Source organism: Dietzia lutea, assembly GCF_003096075.1.
GTDB lineage: Bacteria > Actinomycetota > Actinomycetes > Mycobacteriales > Mycobacteriaceae > Dietzia > Dietzia lutea.
The window spans coordinates 3,708,325-3,726,051 of sequence record NZ_CP015449.1 but is presented as its reverse complement, the minus strand read 5'-3'; the positions used below and the strand labels follow the sequence as shown (position 1 = coordinate 3,726,051).

At 71.5% G+C, this 17,727-nt stretch carries 19 protein-coding genes; 8 read left to right on the top strand and 11 right to left on the bottom strand.

What is annotated here, in order from left to right:
- Window positions 1–371: 371 nt before the first annotated feature.
- The gene (locus A6035_RS17145; RefSeq protein WP_108848928.1) at window positions 372–1,094 is read left to right on the top strand and encodes a hypothetical protein; all 723 of its coding nucleotides are present in this window, start codon (window positions 372–374) and stop codon (window positions 1,092–1,094) included.
- Between the two features lie 3 nt (window positions 1,095–1,097).
- On the opposite strand, the gene A6035_RS17140 is transcribed toward A6035_RS17145, so the two are convergent.
- The 3 genes from A6035_RS17140 to A6035_RS17130 all read right to left on the bottom strand — a co-directional run bounded on the left by A6035_RS17140 (window position 1,098) and on the right by A6035_RS17130 (window position 4,533).
- A complete protein-coding gene (locus A6035_RS17140) occupies window positions 1,098–1,988 on the bottom strand; it encodes a DUF4261 domain-containing protein (RefSeq protein ID WP_108848927.1) in 891 nt (296 codons plus the stop codon).
- A gap of 61 nt (window positions 1,989–2,049) precedes the next feature.
- Window positions 2,050–2,919, bottom strand: coding sequence for an alpha/beta fold hydrolase (locus A6035_RS17135; protein ID WP_108848926.1), 870 nt, complete (start codon window positions 2,917–2,919; stop codon window positions 2,050–2,052).
- Window positions 2,920–3,231: 312 nt separating this feature from the next.
- Entirely contained in the window at window positions 3,232–4,533 is a 1,302-nt protein-coding gene (locus A6035_RS17130) for a lipase family protein (protein ID WP_108848925.1), read from the bottom strand.
- Window positions 4,534–4,941: 408 nt separating this feature from the next.
- Between A6035_RS17130 and A6035_RS17125 the strand changes: the two genes are divergently transcribed.
- The 3 genes from A6035_RS17125 (at window position 4,942) to A6035_RS17115 (ending at window position 7,025) form a co-directional block, all read left to right on the top strand.
- Entirely contained in the window at window positions 4,942–5,856 is a 915-nt protein-coding gene (locus A6035_RS17125) for an SDR family NAD(P)-dependent oxidoreductase (RefSeq protein ID WP_108848924.1), read from the top strand.
- Between the two features lie 195 nt (window positions 5,857–6,051).
- The gene (locus A6035_RS17120; RefSeq protein WP_108848923.1) at window positions 6,052–6,555 is read left to right on the top strand and encodes an SRPBCC domain-containing protein; all 504 of its coding nucleotides are present in this window, start codon (window positions 6,052–6,054) and stop codon (window positions 6,553–6,555) included.
- Window positions 6,552–7,025 carry an ArsR/SmtB family transcription factor gene (locus tag A6035_RS17115; protein WP_108848922.1) on the top strand — a complete coding sequence of 158 codons (474 nt, stop codon included), beginning with the start codon at window positions 6,552–6,554 and terminating at the stop codon, window positions 7,023–7,025. Before A6035_RS17120 ends, A6035_RS17115 begins: the two co-directional genes overlap by 4 nt.
- Here A6035_RS17115 and A6035_RS17110 read toward each other — a convergent pair.
- Both A6035_RS17110 and A6035_RS17105 read right to left on the bottom strand, forming a co-directional pair.
- Complete coding sequence (locus tag A6035_RS17110) at window positions 7,018–7,917, bottom strand: MBL fold metallo-hydrolase (protein ID WP_108848921.1); 900 nt, start codon at window positions 7,915–7,917, stop codon at window positions 7,018–7,020. The genes A6035_RS17115 and A6035_RS17110 overlap by 8 nt on opposite strands.
- Window positions 7,914–8,096: a hypothetical protein gene (locus A6035_RS17105; RefSeq protein ID WP_108848920.1), complete on the bottom strand. Its 183-nt coding sequence runs from the start codon at window positions 8,094–8,096 to the stop codon at window positions 7,914–7,916. Before A6035_RS17105 ends, A6035_RS17110 begins: the two co-directional genes overlap by 4 nt.
- Before the next feature lie 173 nt (window positions 8,097–8,269).
- On the opposite strand from A6035_RS17105, the gene A6035_RS17100 reads away from it, so the two are divergent.
- A complete protein-coding gene (locus A6035_RS17100; RefSeq protein ID WP_108848919.1) occupies window positions 8,270–8,881 on the top strand; it encodes a GyrI-like domain-containing protein in 612 nt (203 codons plus the stop codon).
- A 7-nt stretch (window positions 8,882–8,888) separates the two neighbouring features.
- On the opposite strand, the gene A6035_RS17095 is transcribed toward A6035_RS17100, so the two are convergent.
- The gene (locus A6035_RS17095; protein WP_108848918.1) at window positions 8,889–10,322 is read right to left on the bottom strand and encodes a sugar porter family MFS transporter; all 1,434 of its coding nucleotides are present in this window, start codon (window positions 10,320–10,322) and stop codon (window positions 8,889–8,891) included.
- A 181-nt stretch (window positions 10,323–10,503) separates the two neighbouring features.
- Between A6035_RS17095 and A6035_RS17090 the strand changes: the two genes are divergently transcribed.
- Entirely contained in the window at window positions 10,504–10,887 is a 384-nt protein-coding gene (locus tag A6035_RS17090) for an SgcJ/EcaC family oxidoreductase (RefSeq protein ID WP_108848917.1), read from the top strand.
- A 56-nt stretch (window positions 10,888–10,943) separates the two neighbouring features.
- Here the strand turns inward: A6035_RS17090 and A6035_RS17085 are convergent, their stop codons facing one another.
- The gene (locus tag A6035_RS17085; RefSeq protein ID WP_108848916.1) at window positions 10,944–11,633 is read right to left on the bottom strand and encodes an AIM24 family protein; all 690 of its coding nucleotides are present in this window, start codon (window positions 11,631–11,633) and stop codon (window positions 10,944–10,946) included.
- 39 nt (window positions 11,634–11,672) lie between these two features.
- Between A6035_RS17085 and A6035_RS17080 the strand changes: the two genes are divergently transcribed.
- Entirely contained in the window at window positions 11,673–11,954 is a 282-nt protein-coding gene (locus A6035_RS17080; protein ID WP_108848915.1) for an Lrp/AsnC family transcriptional regulator, read from the top strand.
- A gap of 8 nt (window positions 11,955–11,962) precedes the next feature.
- On the opposite strand, the gene A6035_RS17075 is transcribed toward A6035_RS17080, so the two are convergent.
- From A6035_RS17075 to A6035_RS17065, 3 genes are all read right to left on the bottom strand, one after another.
- Window positions 11,963–13,051 (bottom strand): 2-dehydropantoate 2-reductase, encoded by a 1,089-nt coding sequence (locus tag A6035_RS17075; RefSeq protein WP_108848914.1) that lies wholly within the window; start codon window positions 13,049–13,051, stop codon window positions 11,963–11,965.
- A gap of 92 nt (window positions 13,052–13,143) precedes the next feature.
- Complete coding sequence (locus A6035_RS17070; RefSeq protein WP_108848913.1) at window positions 13,144–13,842, bottom strand: SDR family oxidoreductase; 699 nt, start codon at window positions 13,840–13,842, stop codon at window positions 13,144–13,146.
- Between the two features lie 49 nt (window positions 13,843–13,891).
- Complete coding sequence (locus tag A6035_RS17065) at window positions 13,892–14,377, bottom strand: MarR family winged helix-turn-helix transcriptional regulator (RefSeq protein ID WP_108848912.1); 486 nt, start codon at window positions 14,375–14,377, stop codon at window positions 13,892–13,894.
- Window positions 14,378–14,507: 130 nt separating this feature from the next.
- Here A6035_RS17065 and A6035_RS17060 point away from each other — a divergent pair, with 130 nt between their 5' ends.
- Window positions 14,508–15,341, top strand: a complete 834-nt coding sequence (locus A6035_RS17060) for an alpha/beta fold hydrolase (protein WP_108849367.1) — start codon at window positions 14,508–14,510, stop codon at window positions 15,339–15,341.
- 176 nt (window positions 15,342–15,517) lie between these two features.
- On the opposite strand, the gene A6035_RS17055 is transcribed toward A6035_RS17060, so the two are convergent.
- Entirely contained in the window at window positions 15,518–17,662 is a 2,145-nt protein-coding gene (locus tag A6035_RS17055; RefSeq protein WP_108848911.1) for a PhoX family protein, read from the bottom strand.
- Window positions 17,663–17,727: the final 65 nt, after the last annotated feature.

Below are 17,727 nucleotides of genomic sequence, written 5' to 3'. Positions count from 1 at the left end.
ATCTTGTGTCATGTCTGGCCGGTGGTGCACCTCACCGGTGCCGGCGCTCCATCCCACGTGACGTGCACTCGCCGGCCAGCGACGGCGCGGAACATTCTGATCACCGTGAACTTCTCGGTGGCCACTGTCGTACGCCGCTGTTACGGTGAGGCCGTGCCAAAAGATGTGCTGATGTGCTGGCGACGCGTACCGGAGAGGTCCCGCGTCGCCCACGCCGTCATGGCGTAGCACGGACGACGCGCGGGCCCACCGGAGAGAAGCGGGCCGCGGTCGGTATCAGCGGCGGTCCGCGCCGGAACCCGGGTCCATGCTCATGACCCCACGGCGGCGGAAATCAGATCCGCGCCGGCTCACTTCAGGAGAGTTTCCAGGTGACCGTAAGGCCCGACCCCACGTTCCACGCGCTGGAGGACACCGATGTCCTCGTGAGCGCGCGATCGTTGGCCGAGTACACGGACATGTTCGGTTTGAACGGGGCAGACCTGGAGGGCCGGATCGTCGACTGCCCGGGCGGCGCGGCCAGCGCGGTGGCGGAGATCTGCGCGGCCGGTGGGCACGCCATCGCTGTGGACCCGCAGTACGCCCGGGGCGCGGAAGACCTCCGCGGCCGGATCCTCGCGGACGTCGACCGGTCGGTGGCGCAGAAGCAGGCGCGCGAGGTGGACTTCGACTGGGACGTCCGCGGCGGCGTCGTGGGACACGAGGCGATCCGGCGCACGGCAGCCGACCGCATGCTCACGGACCTGGCGGCCTCACCTGAGCGGTACATCGCCGGTGCGCTGCCGTCGCTGCCGTTGGCCAGCGACTCGGCCGACCTCGTGCTGTGCTCGCACCTGCTGTTCACCTACGCCGACCGGATGGATCTGTCCGACCACGTCGACGCGATCGTCGAGATGGCGCGGATCGCGCCGGAGGTGCGGATCTACCCGCTGGTCGACCATCTCGGCAATCCGCTGCCGGAGCTGGTCCGCAGCGTGATCGCCCGGCTCAAGAAAGAGCGGCTGGCCAGCCGGATCGAGCCGGTCATCCGGCCATTCCAGCTGGCGGCCACGACGCGGCTGGTGGTGGAGCGGATGAACCACCAGCGGCCCTGACCCTCAGCCCCGCGGTCCGGGCGCGAGCCGCAGGATCTCCTGGCCGGTGAACGGGGAGACCTCGGCGCTGGCGACCAGCGGCTGCGGCCCGCCCACCTCGATCGTCTGGCCGGGCACGAACACCGTGCCGGTCGCCAGTGAATACGCCACCAGATTGCACATCTCGGAGTACACGGCCGCCGGCGCGGCATCCACGTCCAGGCGCTCGAGGTCCATCCGGCCGAACCTGCCCATTCCGGTGGTGTAGACGCACGACGTGGACTCGGACTGCATTCCCGCCCGCACCCCGACGAGCGCCGGCGCCGGCACCGGGTTGCCCGTCACGAGATCGCGGTACGGGCCGGCCGGCAGGGTCGTCGCGGCGCCGCCCACGGTGACCGCCACCGCGCCGGGTAGCGCGGTCAGTGCTGCCGTGACGTTCGCGACCGCCAACTCGCAACGGAGCGTGTCGAGGCGAGGATCCAGGTATTCGGGATCGGTGGGCTCGCCGTCGTCGCCGATCGGTCCCCACCGGAACGCCGCCACCACGACCTGGGACCGGTGCGTCTCCACCACGGCCTCGCCGCCGTTCCACGCGGCCAGGTCGCGTGTGTACTGGGCGGCCTCCGGCACGGGGGCGTCGATCGAGGAGACGATGACCGTCGCGTCCTCGATGTACACCGCCGTGGCGGGGTCGTCCTCGGTGCCGCGCTCGACCTCGTAGGAGCCCTCGAAGATCTCGGCGAGCAGTTCACCGATCTCGTCGTATCCGGGGGCGGGCCGGTCGAGCAGCACGATCGCCACGGGCGTCTGCTTCCACGACAGGTCCTCGCCGGTCCGCGGGTCGACGGCGGGCTGCTGGTCCTGCGGCTGCTCGGGCTGGCCGGGCTGGCCGGGCTGCGGGGAGTCGGTCATGCACGAAAGGCTAACCCTTGCCAGCGCGGTCCCCGGGGCGCCCGACCGCCCGCGTGGGGGCTCAGTTGAGCAGGAAGTCGATCACCAGCCGCTCGAACTTGTCCTTCTGCTCGATCATGGCCCAGTGGCCGCAGCGGGAGAAGGCGTGCAGCTCGGCCTTGGGGAGCTGGCGGAACGCGAAATGTGCCTGCTCGTACGGCAGCATGCGGTCGTCGCGGCCCCAGATGAGCAGCGTCTCCTGGCGGATCTGGGACGCGCGGGCGTACAGCGGGGTGTAGGCGTTCTCGGGCTTGAGGATCGAGCCGAAGATCGAGTACATGCGCTCGACTGCGCCCGGCGCGGTCGCGGCCTCGGTGCGGGCGCGGATCAGTTCGGGGGAGACGATCTTCTTGTTGCCGACCATCGTGTCGACCCAGGCGCTCATCTTCTCATCGGTCGGATCGGCGAGGAAGTCGAACAGCCGGCGCGAGCCCTCGCTGGGGTCCGGAGCGAACAGCGGCGCGGCCAGGCCGCCCGGGCCCATGAGGGCCATCTTGCGGACGCGGTCCGGGTAGGCGAGCGCGGTCTCGCACGCGACGTTGCCGCCCATGGAGTTGCCGATGATGTCGACCTTCTCGATGCCCTTGGCCTCGCAGAACGCGTCGATCGCCTCGGCGGCGATCATCGGGTAGGCCTTCTCCCACTCCAGGTCGGAGCTCTTCCCGAAGCCCGGCATGTCGAGCAGGATGGTGTGGAACCGCTCGGCGAAGACCGGGAAGTTGCCGGAGAAGTTGGACCACGCGGTGACGCCCGGACCGGATCCGTGGAGGAACAGGACGGGGACCGCGCTCTCGGGCTCGGCGACGCTCTGCTCGCCCGCCTCGTGGTAGTGCAGCTCGAAGCGGCCGGCGGTGATGGTCTTGCTGGTGGACTCGAAGTCGAGGGCGCTCATGGCCTCAACGGTACTAGAACGCGTTCTAGGAATCGCGATGTCCCGGGAATCCCGCGGCCCCGGCGAACCCGGCGTCCCTCGAAATGATGTCAGCCGCGCGGGGAGTCCCTGAAACATCCCCGCGCGGCGATGACGAGACTCTAACCCGTAGTGGCGCCATGTGACAAGTCTGTAACGATCATTGCGCAGATTGCAGTTCTAGCGCCCGTGCGCGCGGCCTGACGTGCGCGAATGCGCGGAACCAAATGGACGGCCGCACGGGATGGCGGCGGTCGTCAGTGATCTGAATCACTCCATAAACCCGTGACCGCATCACCCCATCACCCGCGCCAGGAACGCGGTCGCATCCGGGGTTGCGGCGTACACGGTCCCGCTGTGGTCGCGGTCCGGGTAGACGCGCAGTTCGAGCGGCTGCTGGTTGAGCGTCATCTCGGCGGCGAGCGACAACGCCGACGGCGCGGGCACGTCCAGGTCGAGCAGTCCCTGGCCGAGGAACACGGGCCGGTCGTACCCGGTGGTCGGCGTACCCATGTAGCGGCGCAGGTGGCCGAACACGTCGGGGATCTCCTGCAGGGGCCGCGAGAGCGCCTGCGAGATCTGAAATCCGCCCACCTTCTCTCGCATCGCCGCGTAGCAGAGGGTCTCGGCGGCGTCGACCATCTCGCGCCCGGCCGGCGTGAGGTAGCCGTTGATGTCGAGCTCGGGGTGCTGATCGCGAAACCCCGCGAGGATGTACATCGCGTACACGTTGAGTCCGGTCGGTAGCTGCACGGGCGGAAAGCCGGGCCCGCCCCACTGGAAGATGTGCTCGATGTTCGCCGGGGCACCCGTCGCCACGACGCCGCGGTAGTCCAGGCCGTCGGGCGCGCCGAGTTCGGTGGCGCGGACCGCGGTGTTGAGCGCGGCCCCGGCGCCCTGCGATTGGCCGACCAGCGCCCAGGTGGGGGACAGGGGCAGGTCGGCCGAGCGTGCGGCGATCACCGAGTCGACGATCGCCTGGCCGGTGGCGGGCCCGTTGAGGTAGCTGAGCAGCCCGGGCGTGCCCAGGCCCACGTAGTCGGAGGCGACCACGGCGTAGCCCCGGTCGAGCCAGTGGCCGAGGTACTCGGCGTCACGCTCGGAGCGGGGCTGGGTGGAGGGCGCGCAGTCGTCGCCCAGGCCGGTGGTGCCGTGCGCCCACGCGATGACCGGCCAGCCGCCCTCCGGCGCGGCACCGTGGGGGAGGAACACCGCGCTTCCGGAGACCGCGGGCCGGCCGTGCTGGTCGATCGTGCCGTAGACCTGCCGCACGGCCCGTCCGGCCTGCGCCAGCGAGAGTGACGGGTCGAGCGGGACGGTCTCCGCCGCGACCCCCGGCGCGGGGATCGGCCGAGCCCATTCGCGGGTGTCGAGTCCGGACCAGGTGGGTGCCGGATTCGCGGTGGTGTCGGCGTAGGGCGCCGCCGTCGTCGCGCCGGGAACGTCGTGCGCGGCGACGGCCGGCGCGACGACCGGGGCGACGACTGCAGCGGGCTGCGCGCCGGCGGTGGGGGCGGTGAGAGGGGCGACGACGACGAGGGCCGCAGCCGCCGCCGAAAGCGTCCGCGAAACTCTCGTGGAGGTGAGGGAGTTCATACCCGGAGGGTAGTCCGCCGCCGGCGCCTCACCGGACGGCTTCGCCGAGCCCGCAATCGGCGGCCCGTCTTCGTCCCGGCTAGCGCCGACCGGGCCGCCGGTTCGACACGTGACCGGAAACCCGCGGGCCCACCGCGGGTCTGGCCGTCATCATCGAACTTTTGGACGTCACCATCGTGGCCCCGGCGGCGTTTCGCCCACATGGCTACGACCTTTTCCGCGGTGGTTACGACCAGATCGCCGGCGCGGCCACTCACGCGCCCGTCGCGCGCTCCTCACTCGCCCGCCGCGCACCCGTCGCGCGCCCTCACGCGGTCTTCGCGCGGCCCTTCACGCGGGGCCGGTCCGCGCGGCCGGGTCCGCTGCGAAGTGGCGCGGGCGCGGGCGTCCGGGTCGTACGCTTCGGCCGTGGCGCACAAGCAGATCGATATCCCCGACCTCACCGGCCAGACGTGGCTCGTCACCGGATCGACGAGCGGAGTCGGCCTCGACACCGTGCGGTCGGCGTCCAGGCACGGGGCGCGGGTGATCCTCGCGGTCCGGGACTCCGCACGCGGTCGTCAGGTGGCGTCCGAACTCCCCGGGGACGCGCGCGTCGTGGAGACGGATCTGGCCTCCCTCGCGAGCGTGCGACGCGCGGCCGGCGAACTGACCGGCGAGGTCGGCCAGGGCGGCGAGGAGATCGACGTGCTGGTCAACAACGCGGGAGCCATCACGTCTCGTCGGCGTGAGACCGCGGACGGGTTCGAGATGCTGCTCGGCGTCAACGTGCTGGGCCCGTTTCTGTTCACGAACCTGCTGCTGCCCGTGGTGCGTCGGCGCGTGGTGATCGTCGCGTCCAATGCACACCACGCGGGCACCTTCGACGGCGACGACCCGCACTTCCGGCGTCGACGGTGGACGTCCGCGGCGGCGTACGCGCAGTCCAAACTCGGAGACATGCTGTGGGGGCTCGAGCTCGAGCGGCGGCTGCGCGACGGACGTGCCGAGGCCGGCAGGGCCGGGGTCGACGTCCAGCTCACGCACCCCGGGTGGGCCGCCACCGGGATATCCAACGCGACCGGTAACGCGACGCTGGACAAAATAGTCACCGGCGTCTGCTCCCTCTTCGCCCAGCCCGCGGCGCAGGCGGCCCTGACGACCATGAGCGCCGCGACCCGGCCGCTGCCGCCGTGCAGTTACACCGGTCCCGACGCGATGAGACACCTGCGCGGCATGCCCACACTCATCGGTCGGAGCGCCGAGGCCTCTGACCCCGCGGCGGCAGCGCGGTTCTGGGAGTTCGCCGCGGCCGAGACGGCCGCCGCGTCGGCGTCGCGCTGACCGCGTTCGCCAGGCGGTGACCGCGCCGACCAGCGCCGACCGCGTAGTCCCGCGCTGACCGCGTTCGGCCGTCGGCACGCTCATCTGCAACTGAACGGTTGCACTCGAGCGCACGACGTGTCATCGTGTTAGGGCAGGTGCAGCCGCGACACCAACTCACCGAGCGGGAGGCACCTCGGGGGAGAGGAGAGCCCGATGAGCGAGAACACCGTGCCCGTCGACGGCGATAGCGCGCCCGGAGCGGGACTGACCAGCGATGACGTGCCCGACGAGATCGTCCGCAGCGTCCATATCGAGGCCGACGTGCAGACGGTCTGGGCCATCGTGTCGGAGCCGGGATGGTTCATCAACGACGGCACGTGGACCGATCACGAGATCACGACCGAGGGCGACGTGTCGCGCGTCGTCGACCCGGTGCATGGCGAGTTCACGATCGGCACGGTTGAGCTCGACCCGCCGCGTCGCGCGGTGTTCCGGTGGCTCGGTGGCATGGCCGGAGAGGTCGACGAGGCGCAGGCCAACCTGGTCGAGTTCATGATCGAGGACCACGGATCGGGCGTCGTCCTGACGGTCCGCGAGACCGGGTTCGCGGGTCTGCACGACGACGCGGCCGTCCGGCGCCGGCGATTCGAGGAGAACTCCGAGGGCTGGGTGTCCGAGCTGGAGCTCGCGCGGGTACGCGCCGAGGGCGGCGGATGAGCAGTCGGAACGGAGAGGACCCGCACGACCGGCTGCTCAGCGTGGAGGCGGACGGTGTGTTCGGCGCCCTCGCGGACCGGACCCGCCGGCGGGTCCTCGTCCGACTCGCCGATCGGCCCGACGACGCCGGTGCCGTGGCCCGTGATCTGGGCGTGAGCCGACAGGCGGTCGCCAAGCACCTGCGCATACTCACCGACTCAGGGCTCGTGCACGCGCGAGCGCATCAGCGTCGACAGGTACACGCCGTGCGGCCCGACCGTATCCGGGAGATCTCCGACCTCCTCGGCGCGGTGTCGCAGGGGTGGGACCACCGGCTCGCGCAGGTCAAGGAGCGCGCCGAGCGCATGGAGCGTGCCGAGGCGGCCGAGCGCGCGGTGTCCGGCGAGGCGGCCGAGCGCGCCGAGGGTGTCGGCTCCGGTGAGGGACCCGAGTCCGGCGAGCGCGGGTCGGGCCCGGGCGCCTCTAGGTGAGGTGGTCGTACTCGCCGTCGACCCATGCCGCGTAGCGCTCGGCCGACCGCTGCACCGCGGCCCGCGCGTCCCGGGGAACGAACCCGCCGAAGTTGCTGTAGAGCCTGTCGTAGTCGTACCGCGAGACGTGCTCGGCGATCCGGCGCACCACCGCACCGGACAGCGGCATCCAGTTGGGAAACGACCGCATGAACGTCACCCACTCCCGGTCGGCGACCGTGCCGATCGTGTCGCCGCTGAACAGCACCCCCTCGCCGTCCGGAGCGGTCCAGTGCACGACCACGCTGCCGGGAAAGTGGCCGCCCGGCTGCGACGCCCGCACGCCGGGCAAAATCTCGATCTCGCCGCCGTCGGCCGGGTCCGTCGCGTGGCCCCCGCCCCACACGATCGTCTTGCGCGGTCGCAGGCCCAGCCACTGCTCGTCCGGAGCGGAGACGTACACCGGGCAGTCGTCGAACGCCGCCGACCACAACGACTGCAGCCCGTACATGTGCGGGTGCGAGGCGATGATCGCCGACAGTCCGCCCCAGCCGCGGATCGCCGCGACCGCCTCGTCGCTGATGTAGTTCGGGACCTCGACCAGGACGTTCCCGTGGTCGGTCCGGATGAGCGACGGCCGCTGGCCGATCCCGGGACAGTTCTTCTGCTCCAGACCGATCACGTCGGTCTCGCGCTCGGTGAACTCGATGGACGCACCCGCCGCCCGCGACTGCTCGGGCGTGGTCCAGCGCTGCCCGGAGACGGGCACGTACTGGCGCTCGTCCGCGCAGATCGGACACACCTCGGGCAGGGGCTCCGCCCGCTCGACCCCGCACGTCGCGCACTGGGTCACCGAATCCGGGCCCGTCCCGTGAGAATTGCGGTCGGCTCCGGCGTCGCGGGCCGCGCTCACGGCATGTCCCCCTCGATGTCGACGGAGTGCCACGCCTCGCCCACCTGGACCTCGAGGGACCCGTCGGCGGGCCGGGTCTCACGATGACCGGACACGGCGGACTCGAGGGCCTGCTGGGCGGTCTCGTGCTCGCCGAGACCGATCGTCTGGTCGGGGGTGTGGAGACGGTAGTGGGGCATGCCCCCAGTGTTCCCCCGCCGGGCGTCGGCTGCATCCCTCGCCGGCCGTACCCCCGGGCGCCGGGTGCACCCGTCGGCGCGGAGAGGCTCGCCCTGCTGCTCGGCGGGTCTTCCCCTCGTCCCGATCGCAGCGCACACTGGGAGCAGGCACCTCGTCGTCGGAAGGGCACACCATGTCGTCGTCGTCATCCTCCTCGTCACACGGTCAGGCACCCACGGCGCCGGCCGACCCCCCGTCTGGTTACCCCGCCCTGGGCGCGGACCCGATCGACGGGATCCGGTTGCTGCGCGTGCCCGCCGTGCCCACCGCCGTGGTCCGCGTGACGGGCGTGCCGATGTCGGAGCTGACCGGGGTGTTCGACTCCGTCTTCGGGACCGTCCTGCCGCGCGCGTTCGAGGCCGGCCTGGCTCCCGCGGGCCCGCCCATCGCCCTCTACACCGACGCGGTCGAGGGGCCCGACTCGGTGGTCGACCTGGAGATCGGCTTCCCGCTCCGTGCCCCGCTGGCCGAGCAGGTTGGGGCGGAACCGATCGAGGCCGACGGTCGACGGGTCGTCGCCTCCGAGCTGCCGGCCGGCGAGATCGCCGTGATCAGCCACGTCGGCTCGTACGACGACCTCGGGCCGGCCTGGGGCGACTTCATGGGCGAGATCGCGGGGACGGGACGCGCGCCCGGGCTGCCGTTCTGGGAGTCGTATGTCACCGAACCCTCGCCCGACATGGACCCGGCCACGCTGCGCACCGACCTTTTCTGCGCGGTGCGCACCCCCGACGACGAGGCCTGACCCCGGGCTACTCCATCTCCTCCAGCGAGCGGCCGGTCGTCTCGGGGATGAACCGCGCCACGAACAGCAGCGACAGCAGCGCCGCGACCGCGTAGAAGCCGTAGGTGAACGGCAGGCTGAACTCGGCCATCGGCGGGAATGCGGTCGACACGGCGAAGTTCGCCAGCCACTGCGCGGCCGCCGCCAACCCCAGCGCGGTGGAGCGGATCCGGTTGTTGAACATCTCGCCGAGCAGCACCCACACCGCCGGGCCCCACGACATCCCGAAGAACACGACGAATCCGTTCGCGGCGATGAGGGCGATGAGCCCCGGGGTGTCGCCGAGCTGCGGGGCGAGTTCGCCGTCCGGCCCGGCGACCATGGTGGCCTGGCTGAACATCGCCGCCATCACCGCCAGGCAGATGGTCATGCCGACCGAGCCGATCATGAGCAGTCGGCGGCGACCGATCTTGTCGATGAGCGAGATCGCCACGATCGTGACGACGATGTTCGTCACCGACGTGATGACCGACTGGGTGAACGCGTCCTCCTCGGCGAAGCCGACCGACTGCCACAGCGTGGTGGAGTAGTAGAAGATCACGTTGATGCCCACGGCCTGCTGGAAGACCGACAGGATGATGCCGATCCACACGATGGGCAGGAAGTTCCAGCCGCCCGGGCGGATCAGGTCCCGCCACGACTGGCGGCGGTCCTCGCGGACGGTCGCGCGGATCTCGCGGATGCGGGTGTCGATCCCGCCCTCCTGGATGGAACGCAGGACGCGCTTGGCCTCGTCGACCATCCCCCTGCCCACCAGGTAGCGCGGCGATTCGGGGATCATCAGCGCCAGGAACCCGTAGGCCACCGCGGGGATCACCTCCGCCCAGAACATCCACCGCCACGCGGCCGCCCCGAACCACAGCTCCTCGATCGCGCCGCCGGCCACTCCGGCCAGCCACGCGTCCGAGAGCAGGGCGACGAAGATGCCCGAGACGATCGCCAGCTGTTGGAGCGAACCGAGTCGGCCACGGATCGCGGGCGGCGCCACCTCGGCGATGTACGCCGGAGCGATGACGGACGCCGCGCCCACGCCGAGCCCGCCGAGGACGCGCCAGGCGATGAGGTCCCACGGGCCGGACGCGAACCCGGAACCGAGCGCGCTGAGGAGGAACAACGCCGCCGCCAGGACCATGACGCGGGTGCGGCCCCACCGATCGGCCAGTCGCCCCGCCAGGTAGGCGCCGAGGATGCACCCGAGCAACGCCGAGGAGACCGTGAACCCGATCAGCCCGGCACCGATACCGAAGTCCTGCTGCACCGCGTCGACCGCGCCGTTGATCACCGCTGTGTCGAACCCGAAGAGGAAACCGCCGAGCGCGGCGACCAGGGAGATGATCACCACCCGGCCGGTGTGGAACGACTCCTCGTCCGACGGCTGTCGGGACGTCTGCTGTGTGGACATGCGTACTCCGCTCCCCGGGCGCGCCGGCCCTGTGACAGTCGTGAGAGGAGGGTAGGGCTGGGGCGCAAGTGGCGCAACCGACGAGGAGGCGCAGCAGAAAATGGTCCGGTGCGCGCCCGCCGCGTGAGAACACGTTCTAGGCTCGGGTCACCTCGTCGTCGTCACCGAAAGGCCACCCACCATGAGCGCCGCAGCCACCGCACCCGAGCAGATCCGCGCCACCGCGCAGTCCTACGTCGACGCGCTCGTCGCCGGCGACCTCGAGGCCGTCATGGCCCTCTACGCCGACGACGCCACCGTCGAGGACCCCGTCGGCGGCGGCACCGTGCACGAGGGCGCGGAGGCGATCCGCGCCTTCTACTCCAGCGTCGTCGCGTTGAAGATCGAGGCGAAGGTCCTCGAGACCCGCGTGTGCGGCAACGACCTGCTGTTCAACTTCGAGATCACCACCCACTTCGACGGGGGCTCCAAGGCCACCATCAACGTGTGGGACCTCATGGTCCACGACGCCGAGGGCAAGGTCTCCTCCATGCGCGCCTACTGGACCCCGGAGAACATGAGCTGAGCGCGCATCGGCCGGGGGCGGGGGACCGCCGTCGCGCATCGGCCGGGGCGGCGGACCTACGACCCGCCCTGGCTCCCCGCGCCCTGCGGGACGTTCTCCGACGGCTGGACCACGACCAGGCCCTGCCCGCCGAACGCCAACTGGAACGTCTCGCCCGACCCACCGCGGATCAGCGACCGCAGCCCACCGGTGTCCACGCGCACGTCCATCGACACCCCGGCCGTCCACAACACGACGGCCTGCGGATCGGCGAAGGTCGGCGCCCCGGAGACGTCCAGCGCCACCGGCTGCCCCTTGGTCGTCACGGCGACGAAGCCGGTGCCGCGCAGGGAGACGTTGAACAGGCCGCCGGTCATGACGGCGCCCTTCGCGGCGATGCGGTGGATGTCCCACGCGATGCCCTCGGAGAAGGCCAGGACGCTGGCGCCGTTCACCGAGATCATGTCGTTCTCGAGGTACAGCACCTGGACCTCGGAGGCATGGTCGGCGAGGAACAGCTCGCCGCGGCCGGTGCAGCGCATGAGCGGCACGCCCTCGCCGGTGGCAGCGGCCTTGAACATCTTGCCGAGCCCGCCGCTGCCGATGTTCTCGAACCCGATCTGCCCCTGATAGGCGACCATCGATCCGGTCCGCGCGAGAATCGGCTGGTCGGCGAGGGTCACCTTGAGCATCTTGGAGTTCTGGAGCGCGAACGGTCGGCCCGTCTCCGTCTCACGCGCGCTCCGGAAGAGGTCCCCGTGGATCATGGCAACCTACGCTACGCCCGCTGCGCTAGCGTTGGGTCCATGATCACCGCAATCGTCTTCGTCCACGCCGAGACGGCGCGGATCCCCGAGGTCGCCTCCGCGATCGCCGAGATCGACGGCGTGTCCGAGGTGTACTCCGTCACCGGGACCATCGACCTCATCGTGCTGGTCCGCGCGCGGCGCAACGAGGAGATCGCCGACATCGTCTCCGACCGCCTCAACAAGGTCCCTGGGGTGGTGGACACCGAGACGCACATCGCGTTCCGGACCCAGTCCAAGCACGACCTCGAGGCCGCGTTCTCGATCGGTTACGAGGACTGACCTTTCGGCTACGAGGACTGACCGCTCGTCTGCTGCAGTCGGGCGAGCCGGCGCGCCCGGCGCCGCGCGCGTTGCAGCTCGGCGAGCAGGTCGGGGCCGCTCCACCGGCGCCGGTTCTCGCCGTCGGCCTCGGCCTCGCGCACCAGTTCCACGATCCGCTCGCAGGCCGGCGCCGACAGTCCGAGCTGACGGGCCATCTTTACGACCTTGCCCTGCAGGACGTCGATCTCGGTGGGCCGGCCCCGCAGCAGGTCGTCGTTCATGGACGAGGTGCCGTCGGCGTCGACCCGCATCACGGCCCGACCGAGCCGGCGGAACAGCGGGGTGGGCAGGCGCATCACCATCGGCAGGGCGCCGGCGGGCACGGCGAGCGGCACCCGGGGCACCACGCCGGCCGCGGTGAACACCCGGTTCGCCTCGGCCTGGCACAGGGCGAGGCAGCACCGCAGATCGCGGTCGAGCAGCTCGGTGCGCAGCGGCAGGCCGGACAGCGCCTGTACGGCGTTGTTGAGGTTCATGAGGACCTTGCCGTGCAGGACGGCCTGGATGTCGTCGGTGGGACGCAGCGGCAGTCCGGCCTCGGCGGCCGTGCGCAGCAGTGGGACGAGCCTCGGGTGCTCGGCGATCCGGATCTCGCCCGTGGACGTGCGGCGGTAGGTGGCGGGCGCGGTGCGGGCGACGTTGAACGGCACGACGCCGGCGATCACCGGCGCGGAGTCCACGCCTTCGCGGATGAGGTCCGCCGAGTGCAGCCCGTTCTGCAGTCCCACGACGAGGGTGGTGGGGCGCAGGAGCGGCGCGAACTCCGCGGTGGCGGCGGCCGTCTGCCCGGCCTTGGTGCACACCAGCACGACGTCGGCGCGCCGGACCGAGTCCGGGGTGGTGGCCAGGGTGAGCATGTCGGCGGGGACGTGCAGGCGGCCGCCCTCGTTGCCGCCCGCCTCCACGGTGAGGCCCAGCTCACGGATGGGGTCGAGGACGTGGGGACGCCCGACGAGGGTCACGTCGGCGTCGCGGGCGAGCCGACCGCCGATGTAGCAGCCGACCACGCCCGCGCCGATCACGGTGATCCGCAGAGGGGAATCGGGGCTGGTCATGGTGGTGCAGACGTTACGACACGCACGGCCGCGCGGCAGGCGTTCGCGGTATGCGGCCGTGCGGAGAGGGCGCGAGGGGGGTGGCGCGGGCGTCAGCGGGACCGCGGCCGCAGGACGACCTCGGTGGGGTGGGCGTCCGGAGTGGACTCCAACGCGTGTCGGACGGCGGTGGCCACGGAGTCGGCGCTGAGGTAGGCGCCGGGGTCGTAGGTACCGCCCTCGTGCGCGACGATCGCGCGCTGCATGTCCGTGTCGACGCGGCCGGGGTGGATGGAGGTGACGCGCAGGTCGGGTTCCTCGCCGCGGAGCGTGTCGGTGACGGCGCGCAGCGCGAACTTGGAGGCGCTGTAGGAGCCCCAGCCGGGCTTGGCGGTGGTCCCCGCGCCGGAGTTGACGACGACGAGGTGTCCTTGTGCCGCGCGTAGCGCCGGGAGCAGTGCCCGGGTCAGCTCGACCACGGCCAGCACGTTGACCTCGAATGCCCGGCGCCACTGCTCGGCGTCGGTGTGCTCGGTCCGGCCGAGATCGGCGACCCCGGCGCAGTGGACGAGCCCGTCGAGCGTGCTGAGGCCGTCGGCGACGCGGGCGACCCCGTCGGCGGTGGTGAGGTCGGCCTCGACGATCTCGACGGACCGGCCGTCGCCCGGGTGTGCGGAGCGGCAGTCGGCCGCGACGGCCCGGAGCGCGTCGGCGTCGCGGCTCACCAGGACCAGGTCGTGGCGGTCGGCCAGGGCGCGGGCGGTCGCCGCCCCGATCCCGCGGGAGGCGCCGGTGATGACGACAGTGCTCATGCCCGCCGAGGCTAGTCGGACGGAGGCGGGGGAGTGGGCCGCGCGGAGGTCAGGCGGGTCCGGCGGAGGCGGCGTCGAAGGCGTCGAGCAGGGCGTTGAAAGCGGGCACCGCCGCCGACAGCAGCTCGCGCTGCTCGCCGGTCAGCCGACCCAGGTGTTCGGCGAAGTCGCGGTCGCGGTCGGCCAGCACCTGCTCGATCCGCGCGCGGCCCAGGTCCGTCAGTCGTACGCAGACGCCACGCCGGTCGGACTCGTCGGGCTCGCGCTCGACGTACCCCATGGCCTCGATGACGCTCACCGAGTTGCTGGTGGTCGGCACCCGCACGTTCTCGAGACGGGCGAGGTCCGTCATGCGCAGACGACCGTGGCACGCCAGAGTGTGAAGGATCGACGTCTGCGCTCTACTCAGCGCGTACTGAGTGCTCTGGCGGCGGACCAGCAGGTCCAGCCGGAGGAGGATCGGCCGGAACTGCTCGGCGAGACCCAGAGCGGGCCCGACAGCTCCGGTGTCCGGTTCCCTCGTCGTCGTCACCATGACCCCAGCCCCCTCGACACCGGCTCCCCCCGGAAGCCTCGCGGCACCGAATGTAAGCCCTTCTTCTCCCGCCGTGGGGCGTCACGTCGAGGCACTGGTGGGGCGGCGCGCGATGGTGGACACTGACCGCATGGGTTTGTATCACCAGATCACCGGATCCGGACCGACCATCGTCCTCATCCACGGCGTCTGCCACCGCGCGCACGCCTGGGACGCCGTGGTCCCGTTGCTCGCCGACCGGTTCCGCGTGGTCGTCGTCGACCTGCCCGGACACGGACGCTCCGCCGACCTGCCGGACGCCGGGGACGTGCTCGACCACTTCGTCGGTGAGCTCGTCGACCTGCTCGAGGCGGTCGTCCCGGCCGGCGAGCGGCCGCACATCGCCGGCAACTCCCTCGGCGGTTTCCTCGCGCTGGAACTCGGGGCGCGCGGGTTGGCCAGCAGCGTCACCGCGCTCTCGCCCGCCGGGTTCTTCCGCTCGCACGCCGAGTGGCGCTACACGATCACCGTCTTCCGTAGTCTCCGACGCGCGGCCGGCAAGCTCGGGCGGCACATCCCCGCGCTCACCGAGCGGGCCGCCGGACGAGCGGTGATGATGGCGGTGTTCTGCGCCCGCCCGTGGCGGTACCCCGCCGAGGCCGCCGCGATCGACAGCGAGGCGATCGTGTCCAACACCGTGCTGGACCGGGCCGACCGCCGGACCTTCCTGTTCTCCGCGCCCGTCGACGAGGACCTGCCCATCACCATCCGCTGGGGCCGGTTCGACATGGTCCTGCCGGTCGGCCAAGTCAAGCTCGCCACGCGGCTGTTCCCGCAGGCGGACGTGGAGATCACCGCCGACGGGCACGTGCCGATGTCCGACGACCCGGAGGGCGTGGCCACCTCGATCGCGGCCTGCGCCGAGCGCGGACTGGCGTACACGGGCGCGGCGCCCGCCGCCGCGAGCGCACGCGCCGGGCGGTAGGCCGCCGGGCGGGCGGCCCAGGGCGGGCGGCCCGTCGCGACCGCCGGGCGGGCGGCCCGTCGAGAAGAGCGTTCGGCCCGCATCGCCCGAGTGGACGTGTGCGAAACGGTCTTCTCGACGGCGGCCTGCGCCCCGGTGCGCAGAGTCAGCGGCCTACGCTCCGGGGCGCGGCGGGGTCAGCGGCCGAGCGAGCCCATCGGCAGCGGACCCGCGCCCAGGGAGCCCGAGCCGAGCGATCCGGAACCGAGCGAGCCGGTGCCGCCGGAGAAACCGTCGCGCCAGGCCACGACCGTCGACGGACGCGGCTGGGAGTCGCCGCCGTCGGGCCAGTGCGAAGCCGGGTTCTCGATCGACGCGCCGTCCATCTCGCCCGGGTGCTGGACGTTGACGATCGCGCGATCGTTGAACACCAGCGGACCGCAGGTCTCCGCCCCGATCGGGACGGTGAGGAACAGCTTGGTCTCGCCGCGGTTCGGCCCCTCGGTGGCCACCGAGTAGAGGCCGTCGTTGAAGCCGAGCGCGTTGCCGTCGGTCGAGACCCACAGTCCGCCGGCAGGGTCGAACGCGACGTTGTCCGGGCAGGAGATCGGGCTGACCTTGGACTTGTCGAAGCCACCGAAGTAGGAATCGGCGGCGGCGGGATCACCGCAGACGAGCAGCAGGTTCCAGCCGAAGGTGGTGCCGGCGTGATCGTCGGTGATCTCGACGACCTGACCGTGCTTGTTGTTGTGCCGGGGGTTGGCCTCGTCGGCCGCGGCCCGACCGGAGCCGCCGCGCTGGGAGTTGTTGGTCAGCGCCATGTACACCTTGCCGGTGGTCGGGCTGGGCTCCACGTCCTCGGGCCGGTCCATCTTGGTGGCGCCGACCCGGTCGCCCGCCATACGCGTGTGCACGGCGACCTGCTCGGGCGTCATGCCTTCGACGTGTGAGACGGCCTTGCCGTCGGCGTTGACGGTCATGAGCGGGATCCAGGTTCCGCTGCCGTCGAACGCGCCGTCGGACGGCAGCGTGCCCGAGCCGTCGATCTCGGCCGCGGGCGAGTTGCCGGAGAAGGTGGCCACGTAGAGGGTGCCCTCGTCGAGGATCCGCATGTTCTGGGCGCGAGCGGCCCGGGTGTTGCCGGGGACGATGCGGCGGCTGGAGACGAACTTGTAGAGGTAGTCGAAGCGCTCGTCGTCGCCGGAGTAGGCCACGACGGTCCCGTTGGCGGTCACGTGGATGCTCGCGCCCTCGTGCTTGAACCGGCCCATCGCCGAGTGCTTGACCGGCGTCGAGTCGGGCTCCCAGGGATCGACCTCGACGACGTAACCGAAGCGGTTGACCTCGTTTGGCTCCTTCGCCAGGTCGAAGCGGTCGTCGAACCGCTCCCACAGCCGTCCGGAGGGGGAGACGCTGATGCCGTAGCGACTCAGCTGTGCGCGGCGCTCGGTGTCGGTGACCGAGCCGGAGGTGCCGAAGTACTGGTTGAAGTTCTCCTCGCCGGAGAGCACGGTGCCCCACGGGGTGTGCCCGCCCGCGCAGTTGTTCAGCGTGCCCAGGACGCGTGTGCCGGTCGGGTCGGCGGTGGTCCGGGTGAGCGGGCCGACGGCGGGGCCGCGCAGCTCGAACGGGGTGGTGGCCGTGATGCGCCGGTTGTAGGAGCCCATGACGGGGTCGAGGCCGCCGTCGGAGGAACGGGTGGCCAGCTCGACCACGGTCAGGCCGTGTGCGGCCCACGCAATCTCGACCTGCTCGCGGGTGGGGTTCGCGGAATCGTAGCCACGGAACATCGTGGGCTCGGTGGTGTACTCGTGATTGACGGTGAGCAGGTAACGGCCGTCGCGGTCGTCCATCGGGAACATCACGGCGAGGTCGCAGTTGTAGCCGTACTGCATGGCCTGGGCGGCCGCGGTCTGGTTCTCGAAGTCGAACTCCGGGGCGCCGGGCAGCACGGGATCGCCCCAGCGGATCACAACGTCGCTGGAGTAGCCCTCGGGGACCGTGACGGCGTCGGCCTTGTTGGGCGCGACCGGGGTGAAGCCCGTGTCGATCGTGGCCCCGCCGGTCGAGCCGGCGGCGCCGAGCGAGCCGGTGGCGCCGGAAACCTGCGCGGCGGCGGTAGCGGGGAGGGCCTGCGCGGCTCCCACCGCCAGCGCCACGACGCCCGCGGCCTTGAGGGCCCCGCGGCGGCTGATCTCGGTGGCGATGTCGCCGAAGTAGGGGTTGTCGGTCGTGTTGGGCACCGGGGCAGCGCATTGGTCTCCACACTTGTACACACAGGTCACGTGCTGGCGGTTGGAGATCCCCGGGGTGGCGATAGGAAGCAGGCGGCGGACGGACATTCGAGTCTCCCTGAAGACATCTACGGCTCATCGGACGCTGTGACGCTAGGCGCGCAGAACCACCG